A 16,233-nucleotide genomic window follows, 5' to 3' on the forward strand; every position below is an offset into this window, starting at 1 on the left:
ACAACCCTTTTTTCTACGTTAAAAATTTTAGCTTCGAAACTAAAGTTACCAACTGCTTATTCTAGCGTAGTAACTGCTCAGTCTGCCACCATTGTGCTAATTTAAAAGAGGTGGGCTCGTTTAAATTTATAATTCCTTTTCCTGGAGCTAACTGATCAATGGCTTCTTGCATCTGCATACTACTCTTAGGAGTACCTAAGAAATGCTCTATTGTTCTGTAATCCTTGTTTTGAATATTCAAACATATAGGAATCTTAACTTGAGACACAAAATCGAAGTTCTTAGTTTTATAATCTTCAGCACCTTGAGAAAGCATTATAATTACTACTCCTTTGGATCGAAGCAGCCTCAACATTTCCTCTAAAGCAGTACTAGCACTCCTATTTTTAAGATAAATATGCGCCTCATCTATAACTACAACATGTCGCAAAGGAAATATATTGTCCTCTGGAATACAGTCATTTGTAGAACTATAATAAGTTACTATATATCTCAATATTAAAAATACTATTAATTGTCTTAAACTATCAGAAAGCATAGGGGGTAAATTTAAATAGATGCTTTCATTCAAAAGCACGCTTTCTGAGTGGCTACAATTAAATAAATTACTACTTAAATTATCGATACCTGCAAATAGGCTATCTGGCTTTTTATTGTTTTTCTTATAATACTCTTTCAAAGACTCGAATAATTCACTGACTGTAGGTATTCTATCTCCTAGCTTATCAATTAAACCATTAAGAACATCAGCTAATATACTTTTCTGATTAACACCTATATCAGGTGTAAAAGTAGCAATTGTCTCAACGAAAGATTTGATGCTAAAAGTTCTTTGATTGGGTTCAGTTTGAATTGCTGATAAGGGATTGAAGTCTATGCCACCATCATTGATTATGTCAACAAACTTGCAATTAGTTGAATCTAAGAAAGTAGTTAAAGACTTTGAGTCACCTTCACCTTTATAATCGAAAAAAGTAAACTTCAATTCATGGTTCGTATTTTGTGAAATTTGATATAGCACATCTTTTATTAGCTGTGTTTTACCTGAACCAGCCATGCCTGCTATAGCCATATTTCTATTATCAAACTCTCTTAAGTCATTTAATCTAATTTCAACCTTACTACCATCTTTATATTCACCTAGATTAAACTTTAACAGCGCTTTATATTCTGGAATATCAATTTTTGGCTTGCTTGAAGCGGTATTGACAGCATTTGGTTTAAGTGCCAAACCTTTATTAAATATCTTTGCTAGATACTTCACATGCCCACCTGAAATTGTATCAGTTAATCTCAGTTGATCTGACCAATACTGAAGCCCATCAGATAAATGTAATTTATATAAACGAGTAAAATCTGTATTTGTTAACGCTCTATCGTAATGCTGACATAATACAGCATAATATATAGACTCATTATCTTCATCATTTATATAACGACCAAATACGTTACTTGTTGGAGAAAATTCTTTTCCATCTTTGCCATTATCCTGCTCTTCATCCGAAAACCTTTTGTCATTTGCTAAGCTGATAGCAAATGCAATCCTCATAGTCACTGTTTCATATTTAAAATCATACAGTTTAGTAAGTTTTTCAAGATGCTCAGTTGTTCTTTGACTCAGCTTAAACCTAATCATTCTTAACCCCTTTAAAATAACCTTCTATAAACTTCGAATTCCCACCATCATGTTCAATTAAGTAAGATTTTGCGACAAATTGTTCTATATTATGGTAGCGAGCGGGGGTAATCTCGTTATTCGTAGAGAGGAGAACAACTTGATCGGATAAGGTAGGATAATAGTGCTCTAATATATTAGAAATATGCTCATCATCCAAACGACCAAGAGGTGTGTCAATAAATATTGGTAGAGGATATATTGATTCTTTCAAGATCGCTTTAATCAAGCTTGAAACATATAATTGCTTTTCACCTTGTGATAATGACTCTTTTTTCAACTCTTCATCATTATCATCATATAAGAACACTTTCATACCATGACCATCGGGCAAGATAGTAACTAACACCTCACTTATAAAGCTATTATTAGAGGTGTTTAGTTTGTGCATAAGTTTCTGTAACTCTTTCAAAATACTACTTTCAAGACGTGATTTTTTAGATTGCTTTTGACTATTAATAAATTCTTTCAAAACATCTATAAATTTTTCTGCTTTATCTATTTTTACTTGATTCTCATTTGATACTTCGATCCTTTTTAAAAGATTATCTCGTTGTTTTTCCTTTCTATCAAGCTCAAAGGTCTCTCGGTTAATACTTTCTGTATTACTTCCTATCTTTAAAATAGTATCTTTAATTTCTTGTTCTAATCGCTGACGTTTATTGATAAGTTCAGATATATACTCATCTACTTGATCTGCATCAATCCTACTTAATATTGAGTTAATTTCTGAAACTCTATTTTCAAAGGTATTTAACTGAATCAAGATATTTTCTAAAGTTTTTTCACTATATAAATTTATAACAGATAGTGCATCATCTATTAACTTTCTATCAGCGTTGGTAAAATCATGCTCAAAGTTTATAGAAGTATTTAACTTTACATCACCAAAAATCTCTTGTCCTAAGTGCCTAGCTTTATCATAAAAAAACACTTTGTCTTTGAATGATAACGTTGAACCTTCTGGCTGTGGTGGTTCATTGAAAAGAGCCTCTATAAAACTATCAATTTTTTTCATATTTGTAGATGCAGTAATCTCGATAAGCTCGTTCTCATCCTGCGCAATTAAATGCTCTTTTACTTCGTGCAACTTACCTGAGAGGATTACTAAAGGTATTACTTCACCTAAAACATTGAACTCATTCTCTAGATTAGAAATCTTATCTTGCAATGAGTTTTTTTCTTTAACTAGTTCGTCCCTGTTAAAATTAGACACTTGCGGCGCTGACTGATCGATCATTCTGTTATATTCGACCACCTTATCTTCTTTAAGCTTAACCTGTTTATTTAAACTAGCATTTAAATCTTCTAATTCTTCAATAACTTTGTTTTTATCTTTAATTGTTGTTTCAATATCATTAACTTGGTCTTCAGCCCTACCAGAAAGACTATGTTTTTTTCTCTGCACACGACAAAAAAATCATCCCCACCCGATTTTCATAGGTTTAGGGGTTAAAAAGCTAACTAACTGTCGAAATACAGTCTTATCATTGTTAAAAAACACCAAGCGAAGACCTTCGATCAATAAATCCAGGCCAAGCGCAAACAAACTGGCTTGAGGTCGAGCGTTTGACTTTAACTTGCGTTTTAACGGCTTATCTTTGTCTTTATAAATACCGACATGATAAGCCCAACAAAATGCTAAGGCGTTCACTGCGACTAATTTACTGACCCGATCAAGATGGGTTAAGTGGGTATCTTCAAGATTAAAGCCACGCCCCTTTAGACAAGCAAATAAAGTCTCAATTTCCCAACGCTTAGCATAGCTTGTCATCGCATCCACTGTTTCTAGTTGATTGGTTGCCACAATCACTAAATCATAGTCTTTATCACGCTTGGCAAATACTCGAACCAAACAACCATCGACAGTCAGTATTCGCCCATGTCGATATGTTTCTTGATGGCTAACATGGCGAAATAATTCTTTAATCTGTACCAACTTGCCATGATGATTCTTAACTTTACTGTTCTTCTTAATCCGTATGGCAAAGGGTATGTGATTATTGGTGAGCCAGTTAAACCATTTTTCGCCAACAAACTCTCTGTCCGCTACTATCATCTCAAGGTTATCTTTGCCAAATTGTTTGATAAACCGCTCAATAAGTTCACAGCGTTCAAGATGGTTTGTATTACCTCGCTTATCTAGCATTTGCCAGTATAAGGGGATGGCTATCCCTTTATATACCACCCCTAGCATAAAGATGTTGAGGTTACTTTTACCCCATTTCCAGTTGGTACGGTCAATGGTTAAGGTGACTTTGCCTAGCCTAAATAGTCGATATATCATTAAAGCCAGTTGATCGTAGTCTGTCCTCGCTTCGGCAAAAAATCGCTGTAGTCTGCGATAGTGACTGTCGGTTTTACCACCCTTAGGAAGGTGTCTTGCTATTTTTTTAAGATTACTGCTTTGAGCAGTAATCAGGGCTATTATCATTAGGCTCAAACATGTGATTCTTGCCTTGTTCATACTCAGGTTTTGGGTTAAAGTTTCACTAAGTCTGTTAAAGTTTGGCATGGTCTGATTCGTCTTGAAAATTACTATTATGCCTTTGCTTTAACAGACTTTTTTGTTTTTTTGTCGTGTGCAGAGAACTAATAATTAGATTTTAATTCCATGACTCATTGATAGTGCTGCGGCAAAGTAAAAATCTTATCAAATATCAAAGTAAAGACAAAGGTATATACCAAGAAGAAAAGTAGCAATGCTACCTCCATCATAAATGCTTCATACACACCTACTCCATACCATAGCATATACAGTGGCAAGCAGATCAATACTAGACCGCCCTCGAATCCTATAGCATGAGCACTGCGTATCAAGACCGTACGTTCTTCAATCTTTTTATGGCGTTCCCAAGCTTCAAAGCCAGTGTTATAAATAAAGTTCCAGATGACTGCAGCCAATGACACCATAACGGCGACGGGCAAAGACTGCAAAGCATCACTACCACTTAGCCACATTAATATAAAAGTCGATAGAATAATAGCAATGCCTTCAAAAACAACCACATAGATTAAACGGCGTTTCAGCGGTGATAAAGTGATCAACAACAACCCCAAAGCACACCTATTGTGCGCACTTAAAGTATCGGTCCGTCCCGAAATTTTGATGAGTTTACAAAGACAGTGCCACGGTTTCCGCCTGTATTCCTATTATACCTAATCTTCAGTGCTTATTTTAGCCACAAAAAAGACCCCCGTATTCTAAAATACGAGGGTCTTTTTGACCGCTTAAATTAAGCGTTCAACTATCGAAATTAAGACAATTGAGCAACGTTAATTTTATCTGCTTCTTCAGAGTAAGTTTCCATCTGATCGAAGTTCATGTAACGGTATACTTCTTCACCCATGCTGTTTAGCATGCCAGCATACTGCTGATATTCTTCGTTAGTAGGTAGCTTACCAAGTACAGCAGCAACAGCAGCTAATTCAGCTGAAGCTAGATATACGTTAGCACCTTGACCTAGACGGTTAGGGAAGTTACGGGTAGAGGTAGATACCGCAGTAGAGCCTGGAGCAATACGTGCTTGGTTACCCATACATAGTGAACAACCTGGCATTTCAGTACGTGCGCCCGCTTGTGCGTATACGTTGTAGTAGCCTTCTTCCATCAACTGGCGAGCATCCATCTTAGTTGGTGGTGCAATCCATAGACGAGTTTTCAAGCTACCGGCAGGTACTTCTTGTAATAATTTACCAGCGGCACGGAAGTGACCGATGTTAGTCATACAAGAACCGATGAATACTTCATCAATCTTATCACCCGCTACATCAGATAAAGTTTTGGCGTCATCTGGGTCGTTCGGGCAGCACAATACTGGCTCGTTGATTTGACTCATATCGATAGTCATGTCAATGGCGTATTCTGCATCTTCGTCAGCACGCATCAAGCTTGGGTTTTTCAACCACTCTTGCATAGCTTCGATACGACGGCTTAGAGTACGAGCATCGCCATAACCTTCAGAGATCATCCATTTAAGAAGTGTGATGTTTGAGTTTAAGTACTCAGTCACAGACTCTTCAGATAGAGTGATGGTACAACCGGCAGCACTACGCTCAGCTGACGCGTCTGATAATTCGAACGCTTGCTCAACTGTTAAGTCTTCTAGACCTTCAATTTCTAAGATACGGCCGTTAAACTCGTTGATTTTACCTTTCTTATCAACAGTTAAGTAACCTTCTTTGATCGCTTGTAATGGGATAGCGTGTACTAGGTCACGTAGAGTGATACCAGGCTGACGCTCACCTACGAAACGAACACGTACAGATTCAGGCATATCTAGTGGCATAACACCAGTCGCTGCGGCAAAAGCAACCAGACCAGAACCTGCTGGGAATGAAATACCCATTGGGAAACGAGTGTGCGAGTCACCACCAGTACCAACAGTATCTGGAAGAAGCATACGGTTTAACCAGCTGTGGATAATACCATCACCTGGACGTAAGCTTACACCGCCACGGTTCATGATAAAGTCAGGTAGTGTGTGCTGAGTTTCAACGTCAACTGGCTTTGGATAAGCAGCAGTGTGACAGAAAGACTGCATCACTAGGTCAGCTTGGAAACCAAGACAAGCCAAATCTTTAAGTTCGTCACGAGTCATAGGACCAGTGGTATCTTGAGAACCAACAGTAGTCATCTTAGGTTCACAGTACATACCTGGACGTACGCCTTCCATACCACAAGCTTTACCAACCATCTTCTGAGCTAACGTATAGCCTTTGTCTGAAGATGCTGGTTGTTCTGGCTTAGCAAATACGTCTGAATGCTCTAGACCTAAGTAATCACGAGCACGATTGGTTAAAGCACGACCAACGATTAATGGAATACGACCACCAGCACGTACTTCATCAAGAAGAGTTGCTGAGTTTAATTTGAAGGTAGATAGAACTTCGTCAGAATCATGCTTAGTGATTTTGCCTTCGTATGGGTAGATATCAAATACATCACCCATTTCAATGTTATCTACTTTTACATCTTCAATTGGTAGCGCACCTGAATCTTCCATAGTGTTATAGAAGATAGGAGCGATTTTGCCACCTAATACTAGACCACCGCCACGTTTGTTAGGTACGTTAGGAATATCGTCGCCCATTAACCAAAGTACAGAGTTAGTCGCTGACTTACGGCTAGAGCCAGTACCTACTACGTCACCAACATAGGCTAAAGGGAAGCCTTTTTCTTTTAGTGCTTCGATTTGCTTCATTGGGCCACGTACGCCCTCTTCGTCAGCTTGGATGCCATCACGAGAGTTTTTGTGCATAGCTAATGAATGTAATGGGATGTCTGGACGGCTCCATGCGTCTTGTGCTGGAGATAGGTCGTCTGTGTTGGTCTCGCCCGTTACTTTGAACGCAGTATAAGTTGATTTTTGTGGTACTTCTGGGCGCTGTAAGAACCATTCTGCATCAGCCCATGACTGAACTACTTCTTTCGCTTTCTCGTTACCCGCTTCTGCTTTTTCAGTAACGTCATTGAATGCGTCGAATACTAATAGGGTCTTTTTCAGTGCTGCTGCTGCGTTTTCAGCTACTTCAGCATCATCTAACGCTTCTACTAAAGGTAATACGTTATAACCACCTTGCATAGTACCTAGGATATCGACTGCTTTTTTCTTATCGATAAGTGGTGATACTGCTTCGCCTTTTACGATAGCAGCTAAGAAAGCGGCTTTCACGTAAGCTGCTTGGTCAACACCTGCTGGTACACGGTTAACCAATAAGTCCATTAAGAACTCTTCTTCACCTGCTGGTGGATTTTTTAATAATTCAACCAAATCAGCAGTCTGGTGCTCAGATAGTGGTAGGGGTACTGTACCAAGTTGGGCACGTTCTTCGACATGTTTACGATATGCGTCTAACACAATAAGCGTCCTCTTTCATTATTTTACGCAGGTTAGGTAGCTGCCACGAGGGTAAATTACCGTCCTAACTGGATAATAACAGTCAGATTTTGTGGTGGCTTCCAGTACCTTGCAGGTGGGTTTAACTCTGGTCACTAATATAGCCTAAAATGCTCAAAAAGTTAATCACCAAACTGTAAACCCTATGTTTTTTAAGGCCATATCGAACATTTATTTAGGAAATACAAACTATAACTCAAAGGCTTATAGTAATATTTTATGATGGTACTAGATTAAGCTTAGAAGTTTCCTTAAAAATGGCTATGATTGTTCAATAAGCCAAGTACTATAATTTAAGTACCATAATTTAAGTACAATGATTTGAATGCAATTATTTCAGTACGGCAAATATTTCAGGACAACAAAGTCAGTTTAAAAATGTCAATACAATAAATTAACAGCGTTCATTTTATTAAAATTATTATGGATGTCTCTACTCTACTAAATTTTAATTAGTTCTCATCTTCATTCCGTTCATTCTCTACCAACACGTTATTTGTAAGGAAAATTATTATGGCAGACCCTAAAACTGATACTTATCAAAATGGATTAAAAGTACGTACTGAAGTGATGGGAGAAGCTCATGTTAAGCGCTCTCTTGATTCTGCGACACCGTTTACTCAGCCTTTACAAGATTGGATTATTGAACATGCGTGGGGCAGTACTTGGCAAGATGAAGAAATATTGCCTCGTAAATATCGCTCCTTAATTACCTTGGCTTTTTTAATTGCTCAAAAAAGTCCTAATGAATTAAAAGGGCATGTGAGAGGTGCCATTAATAACGGTGCAACTGTGGAAGAGATTCGTGAAGTGTTGATGCATAGCTTGCCTTACTGCGGTGCTCCAGCTACCCAAGACGCATTCCGTGCGGCGATAGAGGCTTTAACAGATTTAGGTATAGATTTACAACAACCTTAAATTTATAAAAGTTTTGACAAGGATACGGTTGTCTTAATCAGTTTAGGCTCGGCTTTTTTCGTTTCAATTAATTTAGAGCCCATTCATTTGGGTTAAGTTAATGGGTTGAATTATCCGCCTATAGCCTAATATCTGATATAATAAATGCATTCATTTTTATACTTTGAACAATTAATAAACCCTAATACTATCAAGGGTTAGGACAGAAGCTGATTATGACAACTACAGTACAAACCTTCGTACCGGAAGCGCAACCTAAACCCAAAAAAGCGGTGAAAGGTGAAAAACTACGCGGCTATGACAAAGTCGCTCGTATCCCAATTAAAGTGATTCCAACGATTGAAGCCCCTAAGAAGCCGGATTGGATTCGGGTTAAAATGTCGTCTCCTGCTGAAGTAGACCGTATCAAAAAGACCCTTCGTAAACAGAAGCTTTATACCGTTTGTGAAGAAGCGGCCTGCCCTAATCTACCTCAGTGCTTTGGTGATGGTACCGCAACCTTCATGATTATGGGTGATATTTGTACCCGTCGCTGCCCGTTCTGCGACGTAGCACATGGTCGTCCTAATGAGCTTGATAAGGATGAACCACGTCATACAGCAGAGACTATTCAAGGTCTTGGTCTCAAATATGCGGTGATTACTTCGGTAGACCGTGATGATCTAAAAGATGGCGGTGCTCAACATTTTGTTGATGTGATCAATGAATCAAAAGCATTGAGCCCAAATTGCCTAATTGAAATCTTAGTGCCCGACTTCCGTGGCCGTATGGAAGTGGCGTTGGACTTACTGACTGAAACTGCGCCTGACGTATTTAACCATAACATTGAGACGGTGCCTCGCTTATATAAAGCTTTCCGTCCAGGTTCAGACTATCAGCATTCACTAGACTTGCTTAAACAGTACAAAGCTCGTCGTCCTGACATTGCTACTAAGTGCGGCTTTATGGTGGGTTTAGGCGAAACGGAAGAAGAAGTTTACGCCTTATTAGATGATTTAAAAGCCCATGATGTGGATATGATTACCATCGGTCAGTATTTACAGCCCAGTAAAAACCATGCCCCCGTTGATCGTTATGTCCATCCAGATGAGTTTCAACGTTATATGGATTATGGCAAAAAGATTGGTTTCTTCAGTATTTGGGCCGGCCCTATGGTTCGCTCAAGCTATTTTGCAGACCGTCAATTCTATGGGGAAGACTGCCCTGCTCCTGTTCGCAGTAAGAAAGCGTTGGCTGCCGAAGCAGAAGGCAAGAAGTTAGGCTGTTAGTAACTATCTTTAGCCTATAATGTGTTTTAAGACAAAAAAGGAGACCTATTTAGATAGGTCTCCTTTTTTATTTATTGACTGTCTAGACGAGTCCATATTAGACGGCTATATATATTTAGACAAATATATTTATCAGACGATTGTATTATTCTGGACAATACTATAGTGAAAGAACTTATAAACTGTCACAAAGCCAAAGAAAATAAAAGAACAAAGTATCGATACACTGCAGACGCCAGTCTTTACGTTTACGCTTGATCCAAGCCCAGGCTTTTTCGATGGGATTTAAATCTGGGCTATAAGGTGGTAGCCATAAAATACAGTGTCCTGCATCATTAATAAGCTCTTGAAAATCAAGTCTTTTATGGAAGGTGGCGTTGTCCTTAACAACAACGCTGTTCTTAGGTAGGTTTGGCAGTAGCAATTGTGTCACCCAGCTATAGAAGACGTCGGCATTGACATTACAATCATAAAGGCCAATGGCGAATAGTTGATTATTGTGAATAGCACCGATAGCATTGGTTTGATTCTTTAGTTGCCAGTTATAACTGCCAAAGCACGGTTTGCCTTTATAGGAATAGCCGTGTGGTCGGTTCTCATGAGACTTAAAACCACTTTCGTCTAAATAAATAATAGCTCTATCGCTTTCTTCAAACTCAGACAGTTGTTCAAGAAATAGACGCCTTAGATCGTCATCTGCTTTAGGGTGATTTAGTGTCTTTTTTTTGAGTAATGCCGAGACGCTTGAGAGCTTTTCCTATGCCTCTGTCGCTACAGTTAAATCGCCTTGCTCGTTCATAATGATAGTCATCAGGATAGGCTTTGACATCTGCTATAAGGGCATCGTTGTCTATCTTACTGGGGATTCGTTTGCATTGTTTTCGCTCAAGCCGTTTCTTCCAGTTTTGTATACTGGTTGGGCTAATTTGATACTCTTCGGCTAACTCTCGAAAGCTGTAGCCTTCGTCAAGTTTGCTAAGAATCATTTGTCGGTAGTCTTTTGAATATGCCATAAGTTTTAGTGTCCCACTTTATTCGTTCTTTGACTATATTAAGCAGTTACTCATTCTAACTATCAAACTCAATAGTTTGGCTTGCCGATTATTCCCTACTTAGCTTTATAATATTCTATGTCATTGCTATTGTTATAATTTTTAACTGCTAAGGTAATCTAATAGTCCATATTTGAATTTAAATGTAACTATGGGTAATTCCTGTTTTAAAGTTCGCTATAATCTAAAGGCTCAAGACACTTCATAATTAAAGATCTTAATGGTTCAACTTATAAAAACTCTAAATTAATAATTCTAAATAAAGCCTATGTATTGAGATAGTTAGACTTTTAAAACTCATTATTCTTTAAATGATTGTTTAGATAAGAACTTAACCCGTTACTTGACTGACTATTTATACTATGTCTACTTAAATTACTTCTATTTTAACTGTTGGTTCTATTTAAGCCGTTAACCATATTATTTTTCATTGTTTCAAGGACTGTTTCATGGCTAAGACCATTCTTTCTTCGGATAAAATTCATACCTTACATCACACTTTTTACGAGCCAAAAAATGACGCCAAAGCCACTTTGCTAATTGTGCACGGTATGACTGAGCACAGCGGACGCTATCATCAATTTGCGGAATTTTTAACTGAGCATGATATTGCGGTACTTACTTACGATCAATTGGGTCATGGTCGCACCATCAGTAATGCTGAAGAACTCGGCTATTTCGCCAAGTCGCATCCTGTGCAAAAGCTGTTAAAAGACGTAGTGATAATGGCAGACCAGCTAAAAGCAAAACATCCTGACGTACCGCACTTCATAATGGGTCACTCGATGGGCTCATTTGTAGTAAGAAATGTACTGCAAGTTCATAGCGATCAATTTGAGGGTGCTATCATCATGGGTAGCAGTGATTATAATCCTCTGCTTAAACCTATGATGCCGGTTATGGAGATACTTAATAAAGTACAGCCTAAACGTCATAACTCTGTTATATCTAGTGCCATGAACATCATGTTTAATGCTCAATTAAAAGATAAAGAAATGGACTCTGATCATGCTTGGCTATGTAATAATCCAGAGGCCATTGCTGAGTATGAAAAAGACCCTTTATGTGGTTTTGATTTTACCAACAATGGTTATTGGACCCTATTAAAATTGATGGAAGGCGGTTTGGCTAAAGACTGGGCAGAAACCATCGAGCATGACTTCCCTATGTTGTTTATGAGTGGGAAAAACGATCCAGTAGGCTATATGGGTAAAGCCATACCCAAAGTAACCAAACGCTTGAAAAAGCAGGGCTTTAAGCATGTCGAAAAGCAACTATACCCTTCAATGCGTCATGAGCCATTACATGAAGTTGAAAATAAAAAAGTCTATCAGGACCTTTTAAATTGGCTTGAAGGTCAATTGGAAAAGTCAGCTTAATTACCTACTGATTCTACTCAACAAACAGGTTTAAAAATTGGGACAGATTTGATATTGGCACGTCCATAACTCAGATCTGTCCCCTTAATTTTATGCAGACTTAGTTTGCTAAATGACCTGAAATTAGAGACAATATAGAGCGTGTAAGCCTGTCATTATCATGGGTTCATTGTCACTTAAATTTATTATGGATAAACATATGTCATTAGAACAGATTATCGAACAAGCTTTTGAAAAACGTGCTGAATATAGTCCAAAGACTATGCCTCAAGATGTAAAAGATGCGGTCAATGACGTTTTAGAACAATTAGACAATGGTAGCCTACGTGTTGCTGAGAAAAAAGACGGCGAATGGGTAGTTAACCAGTGGGCCAAAAAAGCGGTGTTACTGTCTTTTCGTATGAATGATAATTATCAAATGCCTAGCTGTGAACACCTACAGTTCTATGACAAAGTGCCGACTAAATTTGCAGATTGGACTGAGCAGCAGTTTATTGAATCTGGTGTACGTGTGGTACCTCCTGCCGTTGCCCGTCGTGGTTCTTTTATTGCTAAAGGCGTGGTATTGATGCCAAGCTATACCAATATCGGTGCTTACATTGATGAAGGAACCATGGTAGATACTTGGGCAACAGTTGGCTCATGTGCTCAAATTGGTAAAAATGTTCATCTATCAGGTGGCGTAGGTATCGGTGGGGTATTAGAGCCGCTACAAGCCAATCCGACTATTATTGAAGACAACTGCTTCATCGGTGCTCGTTCTGAGATTGTGGAAGGCGTTATCGTTGAAGAAGGTTCAGTTATTTCGATGGGTGTTTATATCGGTCAGTCTACCAAGATTTATGACCGTGAAACTGGCGAAATCCATTATGGACGTGTCCCAGCGGGCTCAGTAGTGGTTTCTGGCAACCTACCTTCAAAAGATGGGTCACATAGCTTATATTGTGCCGTTATCGTTAAGAAAGTGGATGCCCAAACTCGCTCCAAAACTAGCATTAACGAGTTACTGCGTCTAGCTTAATTTAGAATAGTTTTTTTATAACACTAATTTAGTCTAAAAAAGTAAGGTGCTTAGAGTCATTCTAAGCACCTTTATTCTTTATATCATCACCCCTATATAACCCTCATATTTAGCTTACTTACAAAGGTTCATATTCATGACTCAAGCCACACCCTTACGTAGCCAATCTATTCCTGTTACGGATCCTGAAGCCGGCTTGCGTATGACTGAGATTTTCTATTCACTACAAGGTGAAGCCTTAACTTCGGGATTACCTACTGTTTTCGTTCGCTTGACTGGCTGTCCATTACGCTGTGTTTACTGTGATACCACCTACTCTTTTACAGGCGGAGAACGCCTGTCTTTAGAGGCCATAATGGCAGATATTGCTCAATATCCTTGTAAACGAGTTTGCATAACCGGCGGTGAACCTTTAGCACAGCCTAACTGCATAGCACTTATTAACAGGCTACTTGAAGCAGGTTATGAGATATCTCTAGAGACAGCAGGTGCTCTATCAGTGGCCGACGTTCCAGAAGCTGTCAGTAAGGTAATGGATGTTAAAACGCCAAGTAGCGGGGAATCAGATAAAAACTTATGGTCAAATCTTGACTACCTGACCCAGCATGATCAGCTAAAATTTGTGATTATGAACCGCAGTGATTATGAATGGTCAAAACAACAACTCATTGATTATAAGTTGGATCAAAAAGTAGGTACTGTCTGGTTTTCTCCCATGTTCAATGTCCATGACAACAAAGATTCAGCGGTTGAGGTACCAAATTTAGCTCGTGAATTGGCAGAATGGATTTTGGAAGATGCTATCCCCGTTAGATTACAGCTACAATTGCATAAAATAATCTGGGCAGATGCCAAAGGTAAATAGTATTTTAGTTTAGCCCGATAATTAGACTCAGTGGGACGCTTATTTTTAAGCGTCCTTTCTATTGATTGATGGTCTAATAATGCTAATAATATACGGCTAAATAAATGTTTTTAACTTGATATTGCTAATAATCTGCTGTTAATCCTTATTGACTAAAGTCTATTAATCGACATTTATAATCAAAATGAATGCACACAGCCGAACTAGAAGGAGCTCCCCATGGTCAGGCTGATTTTAATTACCTTAATTGCCAGTGCTTTTTTTAGCTCAACTTATATTTTAAATGAACTGATGAGCAACTCAGGGGGGCATTGGTTTTGGTCAGCAAGCCTGCGTTACTTATTCACGCTTATTATCCTTACTGTAGTCATTGCCCTACAAAATGGCGGCAAGCGTATTGAACAACTTTGGGTTATTTTTAAAGAGCATTGGGGGTTTTGGACAGTAACTGGCAGTATTGGCTTTGGTATTTTTTATGCTGGTCTCTGCTACGCTGCAGATCATGTCAGTGGCTGGGTAGTTGCCGCCACTTTTATGTTTACTGTGGTGGCAAGCTTAATAGTATTAATAGCCTTTGGTCACCGGTTTGATAAAAAATTCGTGCTTTATGCCATTTTGGTACTTCTCGGTGTCATTCTAGTGAATGTCAGTGAAGCTATAGGTGCTTCTTCTAATAACTTAATGACTGATATCCCATTATCGACTGTCTTGCTATACGGCGCCCTGCCCTGCATTATTGCTTCTTTTAGTTTTCCCATTGGCAGCCAGCTGGTATGGCAAGCATCTTATAATGCTCGACAATTAAATGTAGAAGAAATCGTAGACACTAAAAGAGTGAAAATCTCTGTGGGCCAGACCGACTGCGACAATCAAGGGCTTAACACCTTCGAAGCCTTGACCACGATTTCACCGAGAATTGTGTCTCTTGAAATGGATGATTATATCGATACAGAAGGTCCACAGGCTAAAGTACAACCCCTGCCTCAATCTAAGTTAGCCATATTGATAGCAAGGATACCGACTATCGATACTGACTTACTGAGTAGCTCTTTTAATAAAGTGTGGTTAATGACCGTCGGCAGCCTTCCTTTTTGGCTGGTTTTAGGGCTTTTTATTCAGCCTAAATCACCAGATTTGAGCCAAATTACCAATAGCTTATTAGTGGCTCTTTTATCAGGAGTGATAGCCACCAGTATTTTCTTATATGCACGGGAAAGGGCTGAAACCTCAAGCGAAGTAGCGGGAGTCGATGCGACTCAGGCCAGCGAGGTTATTTTTGCTTTACTCGGTGGCATGCTGTTTTTAGGTAATGCTATGCCTTCTACAATAGGGCTTATTGGCATCGCCCTTATTCTGATTGGTTTGGTTCTTTTTGCAAAAAATGGCGGTGGTGGTTCAAAAAGTAGGCTGAAAAAAAACAGGCTGAGAAATTGATAAAATAGTGAAATGCAAATCACACTATACATCAAATGCCCAGCCTGTCTAAGTGACAGTATAAAGAAAAATGGCTTCAAAAGCTATGGTAAACAAAACTATAAATGCAAAGACTGCAAACGGCAGTTTATTGGCGACCATGCCTTAACGTACCAAGGCTGTCACTCCCAAAAAGATAGCAAAATACGCCATCTTATGGTTCGAGGCAGTGGCATAAAAGACATCGCTTGCGTTGAGAGAATCAGCAAAGGCAAAGTACTGGCCACCCTAAAAAAGTGTCACTACCAAATAACCCCCAAGCAAAGGCAATACGACTGTCTTGAAGTCGATGAGCTTTGGACATTCGTAGGCAAGAAGACCAACAAACAATGGCTAATTTATGCCTATCACCGTGACACAGGTGAAATTGTTGCCTATGTGTGGGGAAAACGAGACCTTAACACTGTCAAAAAGCTTAAAGCTAAACTGCAAGCCTTAGGCGTAAGTTGTGCTAGAATCGCTAGTGATACCTGGGATAGCTTTGTTACCGGTTTTAAGGGCTTTACCCAAGTCATTGGCAAGTTTTTCACGGTCGGTATTGAAGGTAATAATTGCACTATCAGACATCGAGTAAGGCGAGCATTTAGGCGAAGTTGTAACTTTTCTAAAAAGCTGGAAAATCACTTTAAAGCCTTTGATTTAGCTTTCTTTTACATCAATCATGGATATGTCTAATGTCAGC

The 16,233-nt window shown here is 38.8% G+C and carries 13 protein-coding genes and 1 pseudogene; 7 read left to right on the top strand and 7 right to left on the bottom strand.

From position 1 onward, the window contains the following. Window positions 1-61: 61 nt before the first annotated feature. The 5 genes from LK453_RS12735 to acnB all read right to left on the bottom strand — a co-directional run bounded on the left by LK453_RS12735 (window position 62) and on the right by acnB (window position 7,536). Entirely contained in the window at window positions 62-1,636 is a 1,575-nt protein-coding gene (locus LK453_RS12735; protein WP_201538485.1) for a DndE family protein, read from the bottom strand. Continuing rightward, the gene (locus LK453_RS12740; RefSeq protein WP_201542311.1) at window positions 1,629-3,083 is read right to left on the bottom strand and encodes a hypothetical protein; all 1,455 of its coding nucleotides are present in this window, start codon (window positions 3,081-3,083) and stop codon (window positions 1,629-1,631) included. The genes LK453_RS12735 and LK453_RS12740 overlap by 8 nt, the downstream gene beginning before the upstream one ends. A gap of 12 nt (window positions 3,084-3,095) precedes the next feature. Continuing rightward, the gene (locus LK453_RS12745; RefSeq protein WP_227945131.1) at window positions 3,096-4,109 is read right to left on the bottom strand and encodes an IS4 family transposase; all 1,014 of its coding nucleotides are present in this window, start codon (window positions 4,107-4,109) and stop codon (window positions 3,096-3,098) included. A gap of 185 nt (window positions 4,110-4,294) precedes the next feature. After that, window positions 4,295-4,729, bottom strand: a complete 435-nt coding sequence (locus tag LK453_RS12750; protein WP_201538513.1) for a PACE efflux transporter — start codon at window positions 4,727-4,729, stop codon at window positions 4,295-4,297. Between the two features lie 203 nt (window positions 4,730-4,932). Next, a complete protein-coding gene (gene acnB, locus LK453_RS12755; RefSeq protein WP_007393792.1) occupies window positions 4,933-7,536 on the bottom strand; it encodes a bifunctional aconitate hydratase 2/2-methylisocitrate dehydratase in 2,604 nt (867 codons plus the stop codon). Window positions 7,537-8,088: 552 nt separating this feature from the next. Here acnB and LK453_RS12760 point away from each other — a divergent pair. Together LK453_RS12760 and lipA are read left to right on the top strand one after the other, a co-directional pair. Next, the gene (locus tag LK453_RS12760) at window positions 8,089-8,493 is read left to right on the top strand and encodes a carboxymuconolactone decarboxylase family protein (RefSeq protein ID WP_201538511.1); all 405 of its coding nucleotides are present in this window, start codon (window positions 8,089-8,091) and stop codon (window positions 8,491-8,493) included. Window positions 8,494-8,708: 215 nt separating this feature from the next. Next, complete coding sequence (gene lipA / locus LK453_RS12765; RefSeq protein WP_201527880.1) at window positions 8,709-9,761, top strand: lipoyl synthase; 1,053 nt, start codon at window positions 8,709-8,711, stop codon at window positions 9,759-9,761. A gap of 175 nt (window positions 9,762-9,936) precedes the next feature. Here lipA and LK453_RS12770 read toward each other — a convergent pair. Next, a pseudogene (locus LK453_RS12770) lies at window positions 9,937-10,431 on the bottom strand (transposase); the annotation flags it as partial. A gap of 31 nt (window positions 10,432-10,462) precedes the next feature. Next, window positions 10,463-10,774, bottom strand: a complete 312-nt coding sequence (locus tag LK453_RS12775) for an IS630 transposase-related protein (RefSeq protein ID WP_201535551.1) — start codon at window positions 10,772-10,774, stop codon at window positions 10,463-10,465. Window positions 10,775-11,262: 488 nt separating this feature from the next. Between LK453_RS12775 and LK453_RS12780 the strand changes: the two genes are divergently transcribed. From LK453_RS12780 to LK453_RS12800, 5 genes are all read left to right on the top strand, one after another. Beyond that, entirely contained in the window at window positions 11,263-12,192 is a 930-nt protein-coding gene (locus LK453_RS12780; RefSeq protein WP_201538527.1) for an alpha/beta fold hydrolase, read from the top strand. Window positions 12,193-12,391: 199 nt separating this feature from the next. Continuing rightward, window positions 12,392-13,213 (top strand): 2,3,4,5-tetrahydropyridine-2,6-dicarboxylate N-succinyltransferase, encoded by an 822-nt coding sequence (gene dapD / locus LK453_RS12785; protein ID WP_201527869.1) that lies wholly within the window; start codon window positions 12,392-12,394, stop codon window positions 13,211-13,213. A 136-nt stretch (window positions 13,214-13,349) separates the two neighbouring features. Beyond that, the gene (gene queE, locus LK453_RS12790) at window positions 13,350-14,078 is read left to right on the top strand and encodes a 7-carboxy-7-deazaguanine synthase QueE (protein WP_201527867.1); all 729 of its coding nucleotides are present in this window, start codon (window positions 13,350-13,352) and stop codon (window positions 14,076-14,078) included. A 219-nt stretch (window positions 14,079-14,297) separates the two neighbouring features. Beyond that, window positions 14,298-15,512, top strand: coding sequence for a multidrug resistance efflux transporter family protein (locus LK453_RS12795; RefSeq protein WP_201542292.1), 1,215 nt, complete (start codon window positions 14,298-14,300; stop codon window positions 15,510-15,512). A 12-nt stretch (window positions 15,513-15,524) separates the two neighbouring features. Beyond that, complete coding sequence (locus LK453_RS12800) at window positions 15,525-16,226, top strand: IS1 family transposase (RefSeq protein WP_227953986.1); 702 nt, start codon at window positions 15,525-15,527, stop codon at window positions 16,224-16,226. Window positions 16,227-16,233: the final 7 nt, after the last annotated feature.

It is taken from the genome of Psychrobacter sanguinis (genome assembly GCF_020736705.1).
Taxonomy (GTDB): Bacteria; Pseudomonadota; Gammaproteobacteria; order Pseudomonadales; family Moraxellaceae; genus Psychrobacter; species Psychrobacter sanguinis.

Coding starts and splice junctions, on each gene's coding strand:
- LK453_RS12800 (WP_227953986.1), top strand. CDS start 15,525: ATGCAAATCACACTATACATCAAATGCCCAGCCTGTCTAAGTGACAGT.
- LK453_RS12760 (WP_201538511.1), top strand. CDS start 8,089: ATGGCAGACCCTAAAACTGATACTTATCAAAATGGATTAAAAGTACGT.
- LK453_RS12745 (WP_227945131.1), bottom strand. CDS start 4,109: ATGATAATAGCCCTGATTACTGCTCAAAGCAGTAATCTTAAAAAAATA.
- queE (WP_201527867.1), top strand. CDS start 13,350: ATGACTCAAGCCACACCCTTACGTAGCCAATCTATTCCTGTTACGGAT.
- dapD (WP_201527869.1), top strand. CDS start 12,392: ATGTCATTAGAACAGATTATCGAACAAGCTTTTGAAAAACGTGCTGAA.
- LK453_RS12775 (WP_201535551.1), bottom strand. CDS start 10,774: ATGGCATATTCAAAAGACTACCGACAAATGATTCTTAGCAAACTTGAC.
- LK453_RS12735 (WP_201538485.1), bottom strand. CDS start 1,636: ATGATTAGGTTTAAGCTGAGTCAAAGAACAACTGAGCATCTTGAAAAA.
- LK453_RS12780 (WP_201538527.1), top strand. CDS start 11,263: ATGGCTAAGACCATTCTTTCTTCGGATAAAATTCATACCTTACATCAC.
- LK453_RS12795 (WP_201542292.1), top strand. CDS start 14,298: ATGGTCAGGCTGATTTTAATTACCTTAATTGCCAGTGCTTTTTTTAGC.
- lipA (WP_201527880.1), top strand. CDS start 8,709: ATGACAACTACAGTACAAACCTTCGTACCGGAAGCGCAACCTAAACCC.